The 19,067-nt window shown below is 62.9% G+C and carries 18 protein-coding genes; 9 read left to right on the forward strand and 9 right to left on the reverse strand.

The features are described from left to right. The first annotated feature begins 55 nt into the window (after positions 1–55). From BMZ70_RS20025 to nth, 4 genes are read left to right on the forward strand one after another with little or no spacing between them, the layout of a single operon-like run. A complete protein-coding gene (locus tag BMZ70_RS20025) occupies positions 56–466 on the forward strand; it encodes a MarR family winged helix-turn-helix transcriptional regulator (RefSeq protein WP_092278694.1) in 411 nt (136 codons plus the stop codon). Beyond that, positions 459–2,201, forward strand: a complete 1,743-nt coding sequence (locus tag BMZ70_RS20030; protein WP_092278696.1) for a chloride channel protein — start codon at positions 459–461, stop codon at positions 2,199–2,201. The genes BMZ70_RS20025 and BMZ70_RS20030 overlap by 8 nt, the downstream gene beginning before the upstream one ends. Positions 2,202–2,229: 28 nt before the next feature. Beyond that, on the forward strand, positions 2,230–2,904 hold the full coding sequence (gene rsxB, locus BMZ70_RS20035) for an electron transport complex subunit RsxB (protein WP_092278698.1): 675 nt from the start codon (positions 2,230–2,232) through the stop codon (positions 2,902–2,904). Then, positions 2,901–3,548: an endonuclease III gene (gene nth / locus BMZ70_RS20040; RefSeq protein WP_092278699.1), complete on the forward strand. Its 648-nt coding sequence runs from the start codon at positions 2,901–2,903 to the stop codon at positions 3,546–3,548. Before rsxB ends, nth begins: the two co-directional genes overlap by 4 nt. Here the strand turns inward: nth and proB are convergent. The 4 genes from proB to rplU form a co-directional block, all read right to left on the reverse strand. Beyond that, positions 3,545–4,663 (reverse strand): glutamate 5-kinase, encoded by a 1,119-nt coding sequence (proB, locus tag BMZ70_RS20045; protein ID WP_092278701.1) that lies wholly within the window; start codon positions 4,661–4,663, stop codon positions 3,545–3,547. The two genes, nth and proB, sit on opposite strands and share 4 nt — an antisense overlap. Before the next feature lie 164 nt (positions 4,664–4,827). Further along, positions 4,828–5,937, reverse strand: a complete 1,110-nt coding sequence (obgE, locus tag BMZ70_RS20050; protein ID WP_092278703.1) for a GTPase ObgE — start codon at positions 5,935–5,937, stop codon at positions 4,828–4,830. Between the two features lie 102 nt (positions 5,938–6,039). Continuing rightward, positions 6,040–6,300, reverse strand: coding sequence for a 50S ribosomal protein L27 (gene rpmA / locus BMZ70_RS20055; RefSeq protein ID WP_092278705.1), 261 nt, complete (start codon positions 6,298–6,300; stop codon positions 6,040–6,042). Positions 6,301–6,337: 37 nt separating this feature from the next. Continuing rightward, on the reverse strand, positions 6,338–6,649 hold the full coding sequence (rplU, locus tag BMZ70_RS20060; RefSeq protein WP_092278707.1) for a 50S ribosomal protein L21: 312 nt from the start codon (positions 6,647–6,649) through the stop codon (positions 6,338–6,340). A gap of 258 nt (positions 6,650–6,907) precedes the next feature. Here rplU and ispB point away from each other — a divergent pair, with 258 nt between their 5' ends. Continuing rightward, positions 6,908–7,885, forward strand: a complete 978-nt coding sequence (gene ispB / locus BMZ70_RS20065; RefSeq protein WP_307184162.1) for an octaprenyl diphosphate synthase — start codon at positions 6,908–6,910, stop codon at positions 7,883–7,885. 63 nt (positions 7,886–7,948) lie between these two features. Here the strand turns inward: ispB and BMZ70_RS20070 are convergent, their stop codons facing one another. The 4 genes from BMZ70_RS20070 to BMZ70_RS20085 all read right to left on the reverse strand — a co-directional run bounded on the left by BMZ70_RS20070 (position 7,949) and on the right by BMZ70_RS20085 (position 12,380). Next, on the reverse strand, positions 7,949–8,644 hold the full coding sequence (locus BMZ70_RS20070) for a DUF6445 family protein (protein ID WP_092278711.1): 696 nt from the start codon (positions 8,642–8,644) through the stop codon (positions 7,949–7,951). 2 nt (positions 8,645–8,646) lie between these two features. Continuing rightward, entirely contained in the window at positions 8,647–8,994 is a 348-nt protein-coding gene (arsC, locus tag BMZ70_RS20075; RefSeq protein ID WP_175500808.1) for an arsenate reductase (glutaredoxin), read from the reverse strand. A 41-nt stretch (positions 8,995–9,035) separates the two neighbouring features. Next, complete coding sequence (locus tag BMZ70_RS20080) at positions 9,036–11,357, reverse strand: TonB-dependent receptor (RefSeq protein WP_092278715.1); 2,322 nt, start codon at positions 11,355–11,357, stop codon at positions 9,036–9,038. Between the two features lie 108 nt (positions 11,358–11,465). Further along, entirely contained in the window at positions 11,466–12,380 is a 915-nt protein-coding gene (locus BMZ70_RS20085) for a LysR family transcriptional regulator (RefSeq protein ID WP_175500809.1), read from the reverse strand. A gap of 100 nt (positions 12,381–12,480) precedes the next feature. Between BMZ70_RS20085 and BMZ70_RS20090 the strand changes: the two genes are divergently transcribed. The 4 genes from BMZ70_RS20090 to pyk all read left to right on the forward strand — a co-directional run bounded on the left by BMZ70_RS20090 (position 12,481) and on the right by pyk (position 17,701). Beyond that, positions 12,481–13,569, forward strand: a complete 1,089-nt coding sequence (locus BMZ70_RS20090; protein WP_092278719.1) for a tartrate dehydrogenase — start codon at positions 12,481–12,483, stop codon at positions 13,567–13,569. A gap of 70 nt (positions 13,570–13,639) precedes the next feature. Then, positions 13,640–15,001 carry a dicarboxylate/amino acid:cation symporter gene (locus BMZ70_RS20095; protein WP_092278721.1) on the forward strand — a complete coding sequence of 454 codons (1,362 nt, stop codon included), beginning with the start codon at positions 13,640–13,642 and terminating at the stop codon, positions 14,999–15,001. Further along, positions 14,998–16,278, forward strand: a complete 1,281-nt coding sequence (locus tag BMZ70_RS20100; RefSeq protein ID WP_092278723.1) for a glycerate kinase type-2 family protein — start codon at positions 14,998–15,000, stop codon at positions 16,276–16,278. The genes BMZ70_RS20095 and BMZ70_RS20100 overlap by 4 nt, the downstream gene beginning before the upstream one ends. A gap of 1 nt (position 16,279) precedes the next feature. After that, complete coding sequence (gene pyk / locus BMZ70_RS20105; RefSeq protein ID WP_092278725.1) at positions 16,280–17,701, forward strand: pyruvate kinase; 1,422 nt, start codon at positions 16,280–16,282, stop codon at positions 17,699–17,701. A gap of 7 nt (positions 17,702–17,708) precedes the next feature. Here the strand turns inward: pyk and BMZ70_RS20110 are convergent, their stop codons facing one another. Next, complete coding sequence (locus BMZ70_RS20110; RefSeq protein ID WP_092278727.1) at positions 17,709–19,067, reverse strand: metal-dependent hydrolase family protein; 1,359 nt, start codon at positions 19,065–19,067, stop codon at positions 17,709–17,711.

A 19,067-nucleotide genomic window follows, 5' to 3' on the forward strand; every position in this document is an offset into this window, starting at 1 on the left:
CTCTCCGGAGCGGTTTTTTTACAGCCAAATACATCACGTTGTGATATATTTCAGCATGACTACTTCCAACCTCAGCAAATCGGACTTCGCCGCGCTGTCCGAATTCCGCTACCAGATGCGCCGCTTCGAACGCTTTTCCGAAGACGTGGTGCAAGCGCAAGGCATCACCCCGCTGCAATACCTGCTGCTGCTCCACATCAAAGGCTACCCGGACCGCAACTGGGCCACGGTGAGCGAACTGGCCGAACGCCTGCAGGCCAAGCACCACGGCACAGTGGCGCTGATCACGCGCTGCGAAAGCATGGGTCTGGTCGAACGCCGCAACAGCGCCATCGACCGCCGCCGCGTGGAAGTACACCTGCTGCGCAAAGGTGAAACCATTCTGGCCCAACTGGCCGAACAACACCGCGTCGAACTGCTGTCGCTGGAAGGCATCTTCACCATTCCCCGAATCCGCCATGAATAAATATGACTCCCGCCGCGATTTCGACGGCCAGGCACGGCTGCTGCTGATCGCCAGCATCGCCGCCGTGGTCGGTGCCCTCAGCACCGTCACCGCCGACCTGCTGCTGCACGCCATCCGCTTCTTCACCAACCTGTTCTTCTTCCAGAAATTCTCCACCGAGTTCACCTCCCCCGCCACGCACACGCTGGGTGCCTGGGTGATCGTAGTGCCGGTGATCGGCGGCCTGGTGATCGGCCTGATCGCCCGCTACGGCAGCGAAGCGATACGCGGCCACGGCATCCCGGAAGCCATCGAGGCCATCCTGTTCAAGAAATCCACCATGTCGCCCAAGGTGGCGGTGCTGAAGCCGCTGGCATCCGGGATTGCCATCGGCAGCGGCGGCCCGTTTGGCGCCGAAGGCCCGATCATCATGACCGGCGGCGCGGTCGGCTCGCTGATCGCCCAGCACTTCCACCTGAGCGCGGCCGAACGCAAGGCGCTGCTGGTGGCGGGTGCGGTGGCCGGCATGACCGCCGTGTTCGGCACGCCCATCGCGGCGGTGCTGCTGGCGGTGGAACTGCTGCTGTTTGAACTGCGTCCGCGCAGCCTGGCGCCGGTGGCGGTGGCGTGTGCGGTGGCCGGCTTCCTGCGTCCACTGCTGATCGAAAGCGGGCCGCTGTTCCCGCTCCATACGGCGGTGCTGCCGCCGTCGGCGCTGATCTCCTGCCTGGTCGCGGGCCTGCTGTGCGGCGCGCTGGCGTGGTTGCTGTCGACCTCCCTGTACCGCGTGGAAGACGCCTTCCACAAGCTGCCCGTACACTGGATGTGGTGGCCGGCCATCGGCGGCCTCGCGGTCGGCATCGGCGGCTACGTCCAGCCGCGCGCGCTGGGCGTGGGCTACGACGTGATCGCGGACTTGCTCAACAATCACATGGCCGCCACGGCCATCCTCAGCCTGCTGGTCGTCAAGGCCGTGATCTGGCTGCTGGCACTGGGCTCGGGCACCTCGGGCGGCGTGCTGGCGCCCCTGCTGATGCTGGGTGCAGGCCTGGGGGCTTTGCTCGGCCCTTACCTGCCGGGCGGCGAACCGGCCGTGTGGCCGCTGGTGTTCATGGCCGCCACGCTGGGCGGCATGATGCGCGCGCCGGTGATGGCGGTGGTGTTCGCGTTTGAACTGACGCATGACGTCAACGCCCTGCTGCCGGTGCTGGCCACCGCCACCGTGGCCTACGCCTTCACCGTGATGACCATGCACCGCTCCATCCTGACCGAAAAAATCGCGCGGCGCGGGCACCACATCTATCGTGAATACGGCATCGACCCGATGGAGCGCCACAGCGTGGCCGAAGTCATGACCAGCGCCGTCGAGACCATAGACGCCGATGCGTTGATCGCCAATGTCGTGCTGAAGCACCACGCCCACCCTGTGGTGCGCGACGGCGCGCTGGTCGGCATGCTGGATCGCAAAGGCTTGGCCAGCAAGCCGGGCGCGCTGCGCGTGAGCGAACTGTTTGGCGTCAACGTGCCCATCGTCGCGCTGGCCGATGAAACCTGCCGCACGCTGGCCACGCGGCTGGCCGTGCACAACGTGGGCCGGCTGCCGGTGGTGGCCGACATGCAGACGCGCCGGCTGGTCGGCATCGTCAGCCATCGCGATTTGCTGAAGCCTGCGCTGGGCCTGCACGCTGAAGAGCTGGAGCGGCAAACCGTGCGCCGGGTGAGGTTTTTACGTAAGGAGCGCGCAGATATCGGATAATGTGGTTTTTGCCTGACCACCATTCGCCGTGCCCGACCACCCTACCCTTGCCGACCGCATCGAAGACGTCCTGCCGCAGACGCAATGCACCAAATGCGGCTTTGACGGCTGTCGTCCCTACGCGGAAGCCATCGCCGCCGGCACGGCCGAGATCAACCAGTGCCCGCCGGGCGGCGCCGAAGGCATCGCGCGGCTGTCGGCGGTCACCGGCCGCAAAGTCATCCCGCTGAATCCTGTGAACGGGCTGGAACGCCCGCGCGCCGTCGCCTATATCGACGAATCGCTGTGCATCGGCTGCACGCTGTGCATCCAGGCTTGCCCGGTCGATGCGATCGTCGGCGCAGCCAAGTTGATGCACACCGTGACACCGTCGCTTTGCACCGGCTGCGATCTGTGCGTGTCGCCTTGCCCGGTCGATTGCATCGTCATGTACCCGGTCACCGAAACCACCGGCTGGGATGCGTGGACGCAAGCCGATGCCGATTCCGCGCGCGAACGCCACGACTTCCGCGCCATGCGCCTCAAGCGCGAGAAACAGGAAAACGATGCGCGCCTGGCCGCCAAGGCCGAAGCCAAAATGGCCGCCGTGCAGGCGATAGATCCGGCCGACGAAGCCGCAGCCGCCGAGAAGGAACGCAAGCGCGCAATCATCGCAGCGGCGATGGAGCGGGCGCGACTCAAAAAAGAACAAGATACTCAATGAATCCAGCCAAACGCCAAGAAATGTTCGAGCGCTTCCGCGCCGCCAATCCGAAACCCGTTACCGAGCTTGAATATACGACGCCGTTTGAGTTGCTGATCGCCGTGCTGCTGTCGGCGCAAGCAACCGACGTCGGCGTGAACAAGGCCACGCGCAAGCTGTACCCGGTGGCGAACACGCCGCAGGCGATACTGGATTTGGGCGAGGAAGAATTAAAGACCTACATCCAGACCATTGGTTTGTACAAGACCAAGGCCAAAAACGTCATCGCCACCTGCCGGATGCTGATTGAGCTGCATGACGGCGAAGTGCCGGAAGACAGGGAAGCGCTGGAAGCCTTGCCGGGCGTGGGCCGCAAGACAGCGAACGTGGTGCTGAATACGGCGTTCGGGCATCCGACGATGGCAGTGGACACGCACCTCTTCCGCGTCTCCAACCGCACGGGTCTGGCGCCGGGGAAGAACGTGGATATCGTCGAACAGAAGCTGCTGAAATTCGTACCAAAAGAGTTTCTGCTCGACGCCCACCACTGGCTGATTCTGCACGGCCGCTACACCTGCAAGGCGCGCAAGCCGGAATGCTGGAACTGCATGCAGATCGACCTGTGCGACTACCGCAGCAAGACGCCCGCACCGGCAGGCATTTAAACCAAAACCAGATTGTCGCGGTGGATCAGCTCTTTGCCTTCGACGAAGCCGAGGATGGATTCTATCTCGCTTGACGGCTTGCGCATGATGCGGCGGGTTTCGGCGCTGGTGTAGTTCGACAAACCACGCGCCACCGGCACGCCGTCCGAATTCACGCACGTAATCACCGCACCGCGTCCGAACTCACCCTTCACGTCCGTCACACCGATCGGCAGCAGCGACTTGCCGTCACCGGTCAGCTTCTGCACCGCGCCGGCATCCAGCACGACCTGGCCTGCGGTGTGCAGGTGATCCGCCATCCACTGCTTGCGCGCCGTCAGGTGGCCGGTTTGCGCCGCCAGCTCGGTGCCAATCGATTCTCCGCTAGCCAAACGCGCCAGCACCTCATTCTCACGGCCATACGCGATCACAGTGTGGGCACCCGACTTGGCCGCACGCTTGGCGGCCAGGATCTTGGTCAGCATGCCACCACGCCCCAGACTCGAACCGGCACCACCAGCCATCGCCTCCAGCGCCGGATCACCCGCGCGGCCATGCTGGATCAGCACTGCCGACGGATCCTTGCGCGGATCGGCGCTGTACAAGCCCTTCTGGTCGGTGAGAATAATCAGCGCATCGGCCTCGATCAAATTGGCGACCAAGGCGCCCAGCGTATCGTTATCGCCGAATTTGATCTCGTCGGTGACCACCGTATCATTCTCGTTGATGATCGGGACCACGCCCAAGCGCAGCAAGGTAGTCAGCGTCGAACGCGCATTGAGATAGCGCTCACGGTCCGCCAGGTCGGCGTGCGTCAGCAGCACCTGCGCCGTGCCCAGTTGGTGCGCGCGGAAGCTGGTTTCGTAAATCTGCGCGAGGCCCATCTGGCCAACAGCGGCGCAAGCCTGCAGTTCATGGATATCGGTGGGCCGCTGCTCGAAGCCCAGCCGCAGCATGCCCTCGGCGATCGCGCCGGACGACACCAGCACCACCTCTTTGCCCAATGCGCGCAGGCCCGCAATCTGCGCCGCCCAGCGTGCGATGGCCGCGTGATCGAGGCCGCGTCCATCATTGGTGACCAGCGAGGATCCAACTTTGATGATGATGCGTGTAGCTTTTTGTATGACGGAATTCATGGATGCGACAACATTCTCAAAACAAGCGAAGAAAAAAGTGCTGTATTTTGGCGGGCGGTTTGCCCTGCTTTGCCGCGGACAGTCGCCGTCCCCGTGATGTGGGGCGGCGCCGAATGGGAAAGGCATAATCAGCTGATAACTGATTATGCCGGTGATGCGGTGTTTTAGTCGAGGATTTTGAAGCGTGGATCGTCTGGATCGATCGACGAAATCTCGCGCGCTTCCGCAACCATATGGGTTTCTTCCGCGCGCTGCTCGACACGACGGGTTTCCTCCAGGTGCTTCTGGATCGCGTTGACCAGCTCCTGCGTGCCTTCGTGGCTCAGCGCGGAGATCTCGAACACCGGGCCCTTGAAGCCGAACTTCTTGATGAAGTCCTTGACCTTCTTGGCGCGCTCCTCGGCTGGAATCATGTCCACCTTGTTCAGCACCAGCCAGCGCGGCTTGTCGACCAGCTCTTCGTCGTACTTTTTCAGCTCATTGACCAGCGCCTTGGCTTCCTTGACCGGATCGACAGTGGCTTCAAACGGCGCCAGGTCGACGATGTGCAGCAGCAGGCCGGTACGCGACAGGTGGCGCAGGAACTGGTGGCCCAGGCCCGCACCTTCAGCGGCGCCTTCGATCAAGCCAGGAATATCCGCGATCACGAAGCTCTTCTCGTGCGACACGCGCACTACGCCCAGGTTCGGGTGCAGCGTGGTGAACGGATAATCGGCGATCTTCGGACGCGCGTTCGACACGGCGGTGATGAAGGTCGACTTGCCGGCGTTCGGCATGCCCAGCAGGCCCACATCGGCCAGCACTTTCAGTTCCAGGCGCAGGGTGCGGTGTTCGCCTTCCTTGCCCGGGGTTTTCTGGCGCGGTGCGCGGTTGGTCGAGGTCTTGAAGTGGATGTTGCCCCAGCCGCCCTCGCCGCCCTTGGCCAGCAGTTCCAGCTGGCCGTGCTCGCTCAAGTCCGCCAGGATTTCGCCGGTGACGTCGTCGATGATCAGGGTGCCCAGCGGCATGCGCAGGTGCATGTCATCGGCGCCACGGCCATAGCAGTCGGCGCCACGGCCGGCTTCGCCGTTGCCGGCGCGGTGCACCTTGGAGAAGCGGAAATCGACCAGCGTATTGATGTTACGGTCCGCTACGGCCCAGATCGAGCCACCCTTGCCGCCGTCGCCGCCGTCAGGGCCGCCAAACGGGCGGAATTTTTCACGGCAAAACGAGGAGCAGCCATTGCCGCCGTCGCCACCGATTACTTCAATTTTTGCTTCGTCGATAAACTTCATGATGTACCGCCATAAAACTAAAAGGCTCTACCGGATGGGCAGAGCCTTTCGATTGAAGGCTTGCGCCTTACAAACGGCCTGCACTGCAGGCCGGAGCGTAAATTACGCTGCTGCTACTACGGTGACGAACTGCTTCGAGCCTTCACCTTTTTTGACAAACTTAACCACGCCGTCCACCAGAGCGAACAGGGTGTGGTCTTTGCCGGTGCCTACACCTTCGCCGGCGCGCACTGGAGTGCCGCGTTGACGAATGATGATGCCGCCTGCATTGATAGTTTGACCGCCGTAAACCTTAACGCCCAGGCGTTTTGATTCTGAGTCACGACCATTTCGCGTTGTGCCGCCGCCTTTTTTGTGTGCCATGCTAAAGCTCCTTGACTAAAAAAGTGTCGATACGCGATTAAGCGTTGATCGATACCACTTGGATTTCGGTGTAGTTCTGACGGTGACCCTGACGCTTCTGATAGTGCTTACGACGACGCATCTTAAAGATCGTCACTTTTTCGTGACGGCCGTGGGAAACCACAGTTACCAGAACCTTGGCACCTTCAACCAGTGGAGCACCGAACTTGATGCTGTCGCCCGCGCCAACGGCGAGGACTTGGTCAATGGTGATTTCGGAACCAATGTCTGCCGGTATCTGTTCTACTTTGAGTTTTTCGCCTGCAGCAACTTTGTATTGTTTGCCGCCGGTTTTTATGACCGCGTACATGATTTGAAACCTCTTCAAATGTTAAGAAAATTCCCCGTAAAAGAGGGGAACCGCAGATTATACACAGGATCAGATTTCGCGTCAAAAACTATTCACAAATGGCGGATGGCGTGGTATGTCAAACAATTTTGCCGGCGCGGTTGACTGAATAGCGAGCCAAACTGCTTGCCTATCAGGCAATTACTGGCCGCCGATGCCCCTCAGCGCGGGGCATGGCGTATAATCCCGGCACCAATAGTCTAACTGCACAGGTTCGTCTTGTCTGCCGCCACCCAAAACAACATCATCCAAACCATTGCCGCCGACATGGACGCGGTCAATTCGGTGATCCGCCAACGCCTGCATTCCGAGGTGCCTCTCGTCAACCAGATCGCCGAGTACATCATCAGCGCGGGCGGCAAACGCATCCGCCCGGTGCTGGTGCTGCTGGTAGCGAACGCTTACTCCTACCAAGGCGCGGCGCACCATGAACTGGCTGCCGTGGTGGAATTCATCCACACCGCCACCCTGCTGCACGACGACGTGGTCGACGAATCGTCGCTGCGCCGTGGCCGCGCCACTGCCAACGCGCTGTTCGGCAACGCGGCGTCGGTGCTGGTGGGCGACTTCCTGTATTCGCGCTCGTTCCAGATGATGGTTAGTCTGAACAATATGCGCGTGATGCAGATCCTGTCCGACGCCACCAATGTGATCGCCGAAGGCGAAGTGCTGCAGCTGCTGAACATGCACGACCCGGACGTGACACAAGAGCGCTACCTGCAAGTGATCCGCTCCAAGACCGCCAAGTTGTTTGAAGCGGCGGCCGAACTGGGCGCGCTGGTGGCCGGCGCCAACGATACACAAATCGCCGCAGCCGGCGAATACGGCCGCTCGCTGGGCACCGCCTTCCAGCTGATCGACGATGTATTGGATTACGCCGGCGACGCCAATGAAATCGGCAAGAACGTCGGCGACGACCTGCGCGAAGGCAAGCCGACCCTGCCGCTGATCTACCTGATGGAAAATGGCACGCCGGAGCAGCGCGAGCTGGTACGGTCGTGCATCGAGAATGGCGACGAGCAGCACTTCGACACCATCCTGGCCGCCATCACCACCAGCGGCGCGTTGGACTACACGCGCGAACAGGCAGTGATTGCCGCCAATCGCGCGTCCGAAGCGATTGCCGACCTGCCGGACAGCGTCTACAAAGAATCCCTGCTGCAACTGGCGCACTTCTCAGTGCACCGCAACCACTAAAAAATTCGGGGTCAGAGCCGACAATCGGACACGCGTGTCCGATTGTCGGCTCTGACCCCGAATTTACTTGCAGCGGATGAAGGCGTTGATGGTGAGGCGACCTTCCGCTGGATCTTCCGCCAGCAGTTCCGGCGCGTCGATCTGGCCGGTGTGGAAGATGGTCGCGTCGTAGAAAATGGCGCGATTCCATTTCGCTGGCGCCGTTCCCAATTTTTCAAAATAGCGCTCGTCGCCGTCGTAATACTGCGGCGGCGCACCCAGCACGCTGCTGAAGGCGTCGTTGTCCATGTGACGCGCCTGATGCAGCAGGTGGTCGATCTCCAGCGGATGCCGGCGCGGACGATAAAAACTCGTCCCGCCCATGCGCTCATTCCCGAACAAATACAGCACCGACGCCACCGCGCCCTCGCCCGGCGCACACCCGCGCGCGTCGCGATGGCAGATGCGCTGCTGCGGCAGCAGCTGTTCCGGCTTCAAGGTGACGATGGACATGCGGGTGTTGAGTCCCAGCGCCTGCACGGCGCCAAACGCCGGTGCGATGTGCGCGTCGAAGAATGCCGCCATCGCCTGATCAAATTCAGCCCACATCGGCTGTTCGATGCCCGGATAGCAGTTCACCGGCGCGGCGCGAAACGCCTCGCGCTGCGCCACCGCGCGCGCCACCATTGCGTGCGGATCGGCCAGGAAGTCGTCCACCACCAGACAGTAACGGCCCTCTTCGATGAGCGCCGCCTGCACCACCGGACTCGGACTCAACATGATTACAGGATTTCCTGTACCAGCTCGGACGGACGGCACAGACGCACGCCTTTCGCCGTCACCACCAGTGGACGCTCGATCAGGATAGGGTTCGCCATCATCGCATCCAGCAGCACCTCATCCGACAACGACTCATCGGCCAGGCCCAACTCCACATACAGGTCGCCCTTGGTGCGCATGGCCTGGCGCACGGTCAGGCCGGCCTTGGCGATCAGCTCTTGCAGCTTCGCGCGCGACGGCGGCGTTTTGACGTATTCGATGATCTCCGGCTCAACGCCGGTAGCACGAATGGCTTCCAGCGTCTTACGCGACGTACCGCAGACCGGATTATGGTAAATGGTGACGCTCATAATGCTGCCCCTGCAAAGAATTCCAAAGGCAGCATTATGGCTTAAAACTTGGTCGCGAGGCTCACACCAATGCTGCGCGGCGCCAGACGATAACCCTGCACGATGGACGCCACCTGCGGATGCTGGATGATGGTGTCGGTATCGAACGCATTCTTCACGAACACCGAGAACGCATACGCGCCAAACGTCATGCCCGCGCTGAAATCGGTGGTGTGATACGCCGGACGATCATGGTCGGTCTGCTCCGGATCCAGCGAACCTTTGCTGGCGCCGACCCACTGCATGCCAGCGGACACAAACGCCGGACGCTCCCACGCCGAGAAGTTGTAGGTCGCATTCACCGCCGCGTTATATTTCGGCACGCCCTGAATCTGCGCACCAGCCACCGCGCCCACCACGCCATTCTCGATGCCGGCGTCGTTGGACAACTCCGCCTTCACATAACCACCCGACGCGCTCAGGGTCAGGCCCGGCAGCGGCTTGGCCTTGATATCGAACTCGAAGCCCTTGGTAGTGGCATCGCCCGCGTTGGCGTTGTAGGTGTAGGCGCAAGTCGGCAGGTACACGCCCTGCTGGATGTTCTTCCACTTCACATAGAACACGTCCGCATTGATGGTCAGGCGGTTGTTGAGGAAGCGCGACTTGCTGCCCAGCTCATAGCTCCACAGACTGTCCGGCGAATACGATGGCGGACCTTTCTCGATGCCGTTCGCCTCAAGATCAGGACCGCAAGTGGTCGGCGGCACGTAGATGTTGGCGCCGCCGAGGCGGAAGCCTTTGGCCACGCTGGTGTAGACGGTGTTGGTCGGATTCACTTCCCATGTCAGCGCGTACTTCGGCGTGAAGGCACTGGACGAGGTTTCGGCGCTGCTGTTATTGCCCGCGCCGGCCAGGTAGTTGCCGTTGCGCTGCTCCAGCGTGGTATTCGCCTTCAGGTAGCGCGCGCCGACGGTGGCGTGCACGGTCGGCGAGAAGTAGTAATTCAACTCGCCGAAAATCGACGCCTGCTTTTCGCGATAGTGGAAGGCGCCCGCAAACGAGTTATCGTTCGGGAACTGGCCGGGCCGCGCATCCGGCAACAGGTCCGGGTCGGCGATGTCGAAGCCGAACTGCTTGAAGGTGTCGGTCACGCCGAAGATAGGATCGTTCTCGATCACGTTGGTGTGCTGGCGCGAGAAGTAGGTGCCGGCCAGCCAGGTCCACGGCGACACCTTCTCGTCATACGGATGCGAAGCGAGACGGAATTCCTGCGACACCTGCCGCACCTGGTTGTTCAGGTACACCGCCGACGGCAGGCCCGCAATCGCCTCGATCAATTCCGGCGGCGCCTTGCCGCCATCCTCGGTCGAAGTGAGGAAGGTCGACAGCGAATAGCTGTTGTACGCCGAGCCGTTTTGCGTGCGGTCGAACTTGCGCTGGAAGTAGCTGGTAGCCGAAGTCAAATCAAACGGCCCCAGGTCCCAGTTGACGGTCACGCTTGGCGCCAGCAGCTTGTCGATCGATGGTTCACGCACCTGCTTCTGCGCCTGGTACAGCGGCAGTTCAATATTAAACGCCGCGATATCCTTGGCGTCGATGCGCTGATAGTAGACCGACGGCGTAATCGTCAGGTCGCGCGTCGGCTTCCATTTCAGCGACGCGCGGAATTCCTGGTCGTCGATCTTGTTGATGTTGTTGGCGATGACCTTGCCGTCGCCATCCACCTGGTTGATAAAGCCGCCCGTATGCTGCGCCTGCACACCGATGCGCAACGCCAGCTCGTTCGGAATCAGCGGAAAATTGGCCACCACATTGGCCGCGTAATTGGCGCTGCCGCCCTTGGTGTTGGAGCCCTCGGTGTAGGTGGTGAATTCGCGCTCTTTCAAATCCGGCTCGTTCGGCACGAACTTGATGGTGCCGCCCATCGAGCTGGCGCCGTACAGCGTGGCCTGCGGACCGCGCAGCACTTCAACACGGTCGATATCGAAAAAGCGCGGCTCGATATTCCCCATCGTGTAGACGTTGCCTACCGTGACCGGCGTGTCGCCAAGGTAGATCCCCACCGTGGCCGCGCCGGCCGTCGAGCTGATGCCGCGAATCTCGACGTTGGAGGTGCCCGGCCCCGCGCCGCCATTGCCGCTGGCAGCGGTGAAGGAGATATTCGGCACCACCCGCGTCAGGTCGGTGATGTCGCGCACATGCTCCGCTTGCAGCTGGGAGCCTGTCACGGCGCTGATACTCATCGCCACCTTAGCCGGATCTTCCTTGCGCTTCTGCGCAGTCACCTTCACGACTTCGATTTCGTCAGATTGCTGCTGCGCCCACGATGGGGCGCTGAATGCTGCCAGGACTGCGGTTGCGATGAGTTTGCGTCGAATATCCATATGCGGTCTTCTCCTTGGCGCCCCAAAATGATGCGTTTTTGATCATTTCGGGTTAGTTGCTTATATTAACCATATTAATGTTTTAATAAAGCAAAAACTCTGCCAAGCCTACTTAAATCGCTTGAAACTGTGGGATAAAAACTCCACAAACGTACGGATACGCGCGGAAAGCTGGTGCCGCTGCGGGTACACGGCGTAAATGTCGGCATCGGGCGTTTTGAACGACGGCAGCACCTGCACCAGTCGTCCGCTTTGCAGATAACGCTCGATGTCCCACTCGGCGCGCATCAGGATGCCGTGGCCATCGAGCGCCCAGTTGACGGCGATCTCGCCATCATTGGTGGTCAGGTTGCCGCGCACGCGCACCGCATCGCCGCCCCGTCCCGCCTCGCGTCCCGTGAACAGCCGCCACACGCCGTAGGCTTCATCGCCCTGCCGGATGCAGATGCAGTTGTGCCGCGCCAGATCGGCTGGCGATTTGGGCTCGCCGTGCTTCTCCAGGTATTTCGGCGAAGCGCACAGCAAGCGCCGGTTGGCCGCCAGCCGCCTGGCGATCACGCGGGTATCGGCCGGCGCGCCGAAGCGGATGCAGACGTCGAACTGGTCGTCTGCCAGCGGGGGCGGATCGACCGACAGCTGCAGTTGCACATCCACTTCCGGATACTTCAACACGTACTGCGAAATCGCCGGTGCAATGTGCAGGCGGCCGAAGCCCAGCGTGGCATTCACCCGCAACTGGCCTTTCGGCACGGCCTTGGAATTGGTCAGCAGCTGATCGAGATCGGCGATCTCGCCGAGAATGCGGCGCGCATGTTCGAGCAGCACCTCGCCCTCCGGCGTCAGGCTCATACGGCGCGTGGTGCGGTTCACCAGCGCCACGCCGACGCGCGATTCAATAAACGCCAGCCGCTTGCTGACTGCCGAGGTGGTGATGCCCAACTCGCGCGCCGCGCCGCTCAAACTGCCCGCCGTAGACAGCGCCACGATAAAACTCAGCTCGGCCGGTTGAAAACCTGTACTCATCAATTGTGGAGTTCAAGGTTAATAATGGATTGAGTTTAGCCACCTAACGCGCGGCTGTCCATTCCGTAAAGTGACTCCATCAACTTTTGAGGAGACACAGATGAAGACCTACCACATCGCAACCATTCCAGGCGACGGCATCGGCAAGGAAGTCGTCCCGGCCGGCCAGCAGGTGCTGGCCGCGCTGGCCGCCGCCAGCAGCAGCTTCCAGTTCATGTTTGAAAATTTCGACTGGGGCGGCGACTACTACCGCAAGCACGGCGAGATGATGCCGCAGGACGGCCTCGATGCGCTGCGCAACAAAGACGCCATCCTGTTCGGTTCCGCTGGCGATCCGGATATCCCGGACCACATTACGCTGTGGGGTCTGCGCCTGAAAATCTGCCAGGGCTTCGACCAATACGCCAACGTGCGCCCGACCCGCATCCTGCCCGGCATCGACGCACCGCTGAAACGCTGCAAGCCGGAAGACCTGAACTGGGTCATCGTGCGTGAGAACTCGGAAGGCGAATATTCCGGCGTCGGCGGCCGCGTGCATCAAGGCCACCCGATTGAAGCTGCCACCGATGTGTCGATGATGACCCGTGTCGGCGTCGAGCGCATCTTGCGCTTCGCTTTCAAGCTGGCGCAATCGCGTCCACGCAAGCTGCTGACCGTCATCACCAAGTCCAACGCGCAGCGCCACGCAATGGTGATGTGGGATGAAATCGCACTGGAAGTGTCGCGCGATTTCCCGGACGTGAAATGGGACAAGGAACTGGTGGACGCCGCCACCGCGCGCATGGTCAACAAACCGGCCACGCTCGACACCATCGTCGCCACCAACCTGCACGCCGACATCCTGAGCGACCTCGCCGCCGCGCTGGCGGGCAGCCTTGGCATCGCCCCGACCGGCAATATCGATCCGGAGCGCCGCTACCCGTCGATGTTTGAACCGATCCACGGCTCGGCCTTCGACATCATGGGCAAGGGCCTGGCCAATCCGGTCGGCACCTTCTGGTCCGTGGTCATGCTGCTGGAGCACCTGGGCGAACACGAAGCAGCACAACGCGTGATGCAGGCGATTGAAAGCGTAACCGCCACGCCATCACTGCACACCGGCGATCTCGGTGGCAAAGCCACCACGGTGGAAGTAAGCAACGCCGTTTGCGCCTACCTTGCCGCCGGCAAGGATCGCAAGGCCGCCTGATCACCCCACCGCCTCCACCGGCCGCGAAGAGCTCGGGGAGGCCTGCCTTGGCCACAATAAAGGAGACATCATGTACCAGCGTTTTTTTAGCAAGCTATACGTGCAGGTGCTGGTCGGCGTCATCGCCGGCGGCCTGCTCGGCTACTTTTACCCCAAGCTCGGCGCGGACCTCAAGCCGCTGGGCGATGCCTTTATCCGCCTGATCAAGATGGTATTCGCGCCAGTCATCTTCGCGATGGTGGTGCTGGGTATCGCCAAGATGGAAAGCATGAAGGAACTGGGCCGCGTCGGCGTGCGTGCGCTGCTCTATTTTGAAATCATGTCCACCTTCGCACTGGCGCTCGGCCTGATTGTGGTGAACATCTTCCAGCCCGGCGCCGGCATGAATGTGGACGTGCACACGCTCGATACGCACAGCATCGCCAGCTACACGGCTGCCGCTTCCAAGTCCGGCGGCTTTATCGACTTCCTGTTGAATATGATTCCGTCCAGCGTAGTGGATGCGCTGTCCAGGAACGACATCCTGCAGATCCTGGTATTTGCCACTTTGTTCGGCGTGGCCCTGTCGCACATGGGCCGCCGCGCCAAGCCGGTGGTGGATTTCCTGGAAGCGTTCAGCAACGGCATGTTCGTGGTGGTCGGCATGGTCATGCGTGTGGCGCCGGTCGCGGCATTCGGCGCGATCGCTTTCACCGTCGGCAAATACGGTCTCGGTTCGCTGCTGTCGCTCGGTCAGCTGATGGGCTGCATGTACCTGACTTGCGTCGGCTTTGTGTTCGTCGTGCTGGGCGTGGTGGCGCGGGTCTCCGGCTTCAGCTTGTGGAAGTTCCTGCGCTATATCAAGGACGAGATTTTCACTGTGCTGGGTACCAGTTCGTCCGAATCGGTGGTGCCGCAGATGATGCGCAAGCTGGAACATGTAGGCGTGTCCAAACCGGTGGTGGGCCTGGTCATTCCAGCGGGCGTGACCTTCAATCCGGATGGGCAGTGCATCTACTACACAATGGCCGCCATCTTCATCGCACAGGCCACCAACACGCCGCTGACCATGATGGACCAGTTCGTGGTGCTGGGCGTGCTGATGGTGACGTCGAAAGGCTCGGCCGGCGTCACTGGCTCGGGGTTTATCACGCTGGCGGCGACGCTGGCGTCAATGGGCAAGATTCCAGTGGCGGGGATGGTGCTGCTGCTGGGCGTGGACCGCTTCATGTCCGAGGCGCGGGCGATCACCAACACCATCGGCAATGCGGTCGCCACGATGGCGATCGCCAAGTGGGTCGGCGCGATCGATGAGGAGCGCATGCGCCGCGTGCTGAACGGCGAATCGTCGGCAGAGGAACTGCGCACGCTGTATGAAGTGGACGACGCGCCGGAGCGTCCTGTAGCAGCCCCGGTCCCTGCCGAGCTTACCGCCATCAAGGCATCGGCATGAGCACCGTCGCCGACAACGCAGCGCGCGCACTGCTGCGCCAGATGTTCGACGCCGCCATCAAGGCGGCGCAGCCGGCGCTGTGCGTGCCCCCGGCCCTGCCTGCCGCGCCGAAAGGACGACTGGTCGTCATCGGCGCCGGCAAGGCCTCGGCCGAAATGGCGCGCGCAGTGGAGCGCAACTGGGCCGGCCCGCTGACTGGCCTGGTGGTGACGCGCTACGGCTACGCGGTCCCCTGCGAGCGCATCGAAATCCTCGAAGCCGGCCATCCGGTTCCCGATGCCGCCGGCCTGCAAGCGGCCCGCCGCATCCTCGACCGGGTGCAAGGCCTGAGCGGCGACGACACGGTACTCTGCCTGATTTCCGGCGGCGGCTCCTCCCTGATGCCGCTGCCGCTGGAAGGCATCACACTGGAGGACAAGCAAAAGGTCAACCACGCCTTGCTGCAATCCGGCGCCACCATCAGCGAAATGAACTGCGTGCGCCGCCACCTGTCCGCCATCAAAGGCGGGCGCCTGGCGGCCGCCTGCCACCCGGCCAAAGTCGTCACCCTGCTGATCTCCGACGTCCCCGGTGACGACCCGCGCGACATCGCCTCCGGCCCCACCGTGGCCGACGCCAGCACCTGCGCCGACGCGCTGGCGGTGATACAGCGCTACGCCATCGAGCTCCCCGAACGTGTGCTGGAAGCGCTGCGCAGCGGCCGCGGAGAGTCCATCAAACCGGGCGATCCGCGCCTGGCCGGCAACCAGGTCCACATCATCGCCACACCGCAGATGGCGCTGGAAGCGGCCGCCCGCGTAGCGCAAGCCAACGGTATCGCCGCCCACATTCTCGGCGACAGCATCGAGGGCGAAGCGCGCGACGTTGGCAAAGTCATGGCCGGCATCGCACTGCAAGCCGCGCGCCGCAAGCAGCCTTTCGCCGCACCCTGCGTGCTGCTCTCCGGCGGCGAAACCACCGTCACCGTGCGCGGCACCGGACGCGGAGGACGCAACGTCGAATTCCTGCTGTCCTGCGCCATCGCCCTGCAAGGTGAAGCAAACATCTATGGACTGGCCGGCGATACCGACGGCGTCGACGGACAAGAGGAAATCGCCGGCGCCTGCATCGGGCCGGACACGCTGGCGCGCGCCTGGCAGGCAGGCCTGCGCCCCGCCGACAGCCTCGATAACAACAACGGCCACGGCTTCTTCCAGGCGCTGGGCGACAGCGTCATCACCGGCCCCACGCTGACCAACGTCAACGACTTCCGTGCGCTACTCATCACAGGAAACTAATATGCACCGCAACCGCAACGCCAAAATCGTCGCCACGCTCGGCCCGGCCAGCAGCGACCGCGATACCATCGAAGCCCTGTTCCGCGCCGGCGCCGACGTGTTCCGCCTGAACTTCAGCCACGGCAACCACGCCGACCACAAACAGCGGCTCGACATCATCCGTGCCGTCGAACGCGATAGCGGACGCTCCATCGGCGTGCTGCTCGACCTGCAAGGGCCCAAGCTGCGACTGGGTACGTTTGCCGACGGCCCGGTCACGCTGCACGCCGGCGACGCCTTCCGGGTCGACATGGACCACGAACTGCTGGGTGACCAGCACCGCGCGCCGCTGCCGCACCGTGAAATCTACGCCGCACTGGAAGTCGGCACCGAACTGCTGATCGACGATGGGCGCGTGCGCCTGCGCGTGGAATCGTTTGGCCCCGAGCATGCGGAAACGCGTGTGGTGACGGGCGGCCGCGTATCGGACCGCAAGGGCGTCAACGTTCCGGGGGTGGTGCTGCCGCTGTCCGCCATGACGGACAAGGACCACGCCGATCTGGACTACGGATTGAACCTTGGCGTGGACTGGATCGCACTGTCCTTCGTGCAGCGCGCGGAAGACATTGAAGAAATCAAGGCCATCGTGCGCGGACGCGCGGGCATCGTCGCCAAGCTGGAAAAGCCGGCCGCGATACACAGCCTGGAAGCCATCGTCGCCGCCAGCGATGCGGTGATGGTGGCGCGCGGCGACCTTGGCGTGGAGATGCCGCCGGAGCAGGTGCCAGCCATCCAGAAGCGCATCGTACGCGCCTGCCGCAGCGCCGGAAAACCGGTGATCGTCGCCACCCAGATGCTGGAGTCGATGGTCAGCGCACCGGTGCCGACGCGCGCCGAAGCATCCGACGTCGCCACCGCGATCTACGACGGCGCGGATGCGGTGATGCTGTCTGCCGAATCGGCATCCGGCCAATACCCGCGCGATGCGGTGCGCATCATGGACTCGATCATCGCCCAAACCGAGAGCGATCCCTTGTATCGCGAAACCGTGGCCGCAGGCATGGGCGACGCCGGCGGCATGCTGGCCTCCGACGGCATCGGCGCGGCCGTGCGCAGCGTCGCGCAAGCCTTGCCGGTAGCGGCGGTGGTGGCTTACACCAGCTCCGGCTACTCGGCGCTGCGCATGGCGCGCGAGCGTCCGCACGCGCCCATCGTCGGCATGACGCCGCAACAAGCCACCGCCCGCCGCCTGGCGTTGGCGTGGGGCGTGTACCCGGTGCTATGCCATGCGGTGGTGGACGTGATGGAGATGAGCGAATGGGCCAGCCGCACCGTCCAGCGCGAAGGCGCGGCGCACGCAGGCGACACCATCGTCATCTCGGCCGGCATGCCCTTCGGCACGCCGGGCACCACCAATCTGCTGCGGATTATGCAGCTGGTTTAGCAGCGCATCAAAGGCCGTAGTCGACGTCCTTCGGCGCCACACCCTCTTCGGCGCTGGCGCTGAACGGCAACTGCTGGTTGTCGCGCTTGTAGACCACGCCCTCCTTCATCACGAAGCCGACCTTGGTCATCAAGCTGATATCGGACAGCGGATTGCCCGGCACCGCCACCAGATCGGCAAACTTGCCAACGCTGATGCTGCCCAGATCCTTGTCCTGCTTGAGCAGCGCGGCCGCTTGCGTGGTGGCAGACTGGATCGCGGCCAGCGGCGGAATGCCCGCGTCCACCATGTAGCCGAATTCCTTGGCGTTCTCGCCGTGCGGGTAGACCGACGAGTCCGTGCCGAAAGCGATCTTCACGCCGGCCTTGTAGGCGCGGCCGGCCGTACCCTGCAGCAGCGGGCCGATGGCGGCGGCCTTCACCGCCACTTGCGGCGGGAAGTAGCCCGGCACCTTGGCTTTGCTCTCGACATATTTACCAGCAATGATGGTCGGAACCAGATAGGTGCCGTGTTCCTTCATCAGCTTGATGTCCTCGTCGTTCAGATAGGTGCCGTGTTCGATCGAATCGACGCCGGCGATGACGGCGCGGCGGATCGCTTCGGCGCCGTGCGCGTGCGCGGCCACCGTCATTTCGTAGTCGTGCGCGGCGGCGACGACAGCCTTGATTTCCTCGATCGTCATCTGCGCGTTGTCGGCGCTCTTGCTCTCATCGAGCACGCCGCCGGACGGCATGATCTTGATCAGGTCCGCGCCGTCCTTGTAGTGCTGGCGCACGGCTTTCCATGCGTCGGCCGGGCCGTTGATGATGCCGTCCTTGGGACCGTGGTCGGCCATCAGGTCGGCGCGGTAACCGTCGGTGTCATCGGCGTGGCCGCCGGTGGAGCCGACTGCCGTACCGGCGGTGAAGATGCGCGGGCCAGGAATCGCGCCAGCGTTGATGGCGTTGCGCAGCGAGATCGAGGTGTTGGCGTTGTCTGCCAGGTTGCGCACTGTGGTGAAGCCGGCCAGCAGCGTGATGCGCGCGTAATTGGTGGAGCGAATCGCGTAGTCGGCGATATTCCAGCGGAACTGGTCGGAGTAGCCGGTGGGGCTGGTCTGGCTGGTGAGGTGGGTGTGGCTGTCGATCAGTCCCGGCAGGCAGGTCTGGCCGGCCAGATCGATGACCGTGGCGCCGGCGGGCGCCTGGCGGCCGGCCACCACTTGCGTGATGCGCTTGCCATCGATGATCACCGTGGTCTCGCCGAGCAGCTTGCCGGCTTGCGTATCCAACAGTTGGCCGCACTGCACGGCGACGAGGGTAGGCGCGGCGCTGGCGCAGGTGGCGAAGCAGGCGGCGGCAATGGTCATGCCAGTTTGAATACGCAT

It is taken from the genome of Duganella sp. CF402, from assembly GCF_900109645.1.
Lineage (GTDB): Bacteria > Pseudomonadota > Gammaproteobacteria > Burkholderiales > Burkholderiaceae_D > Rugamonas.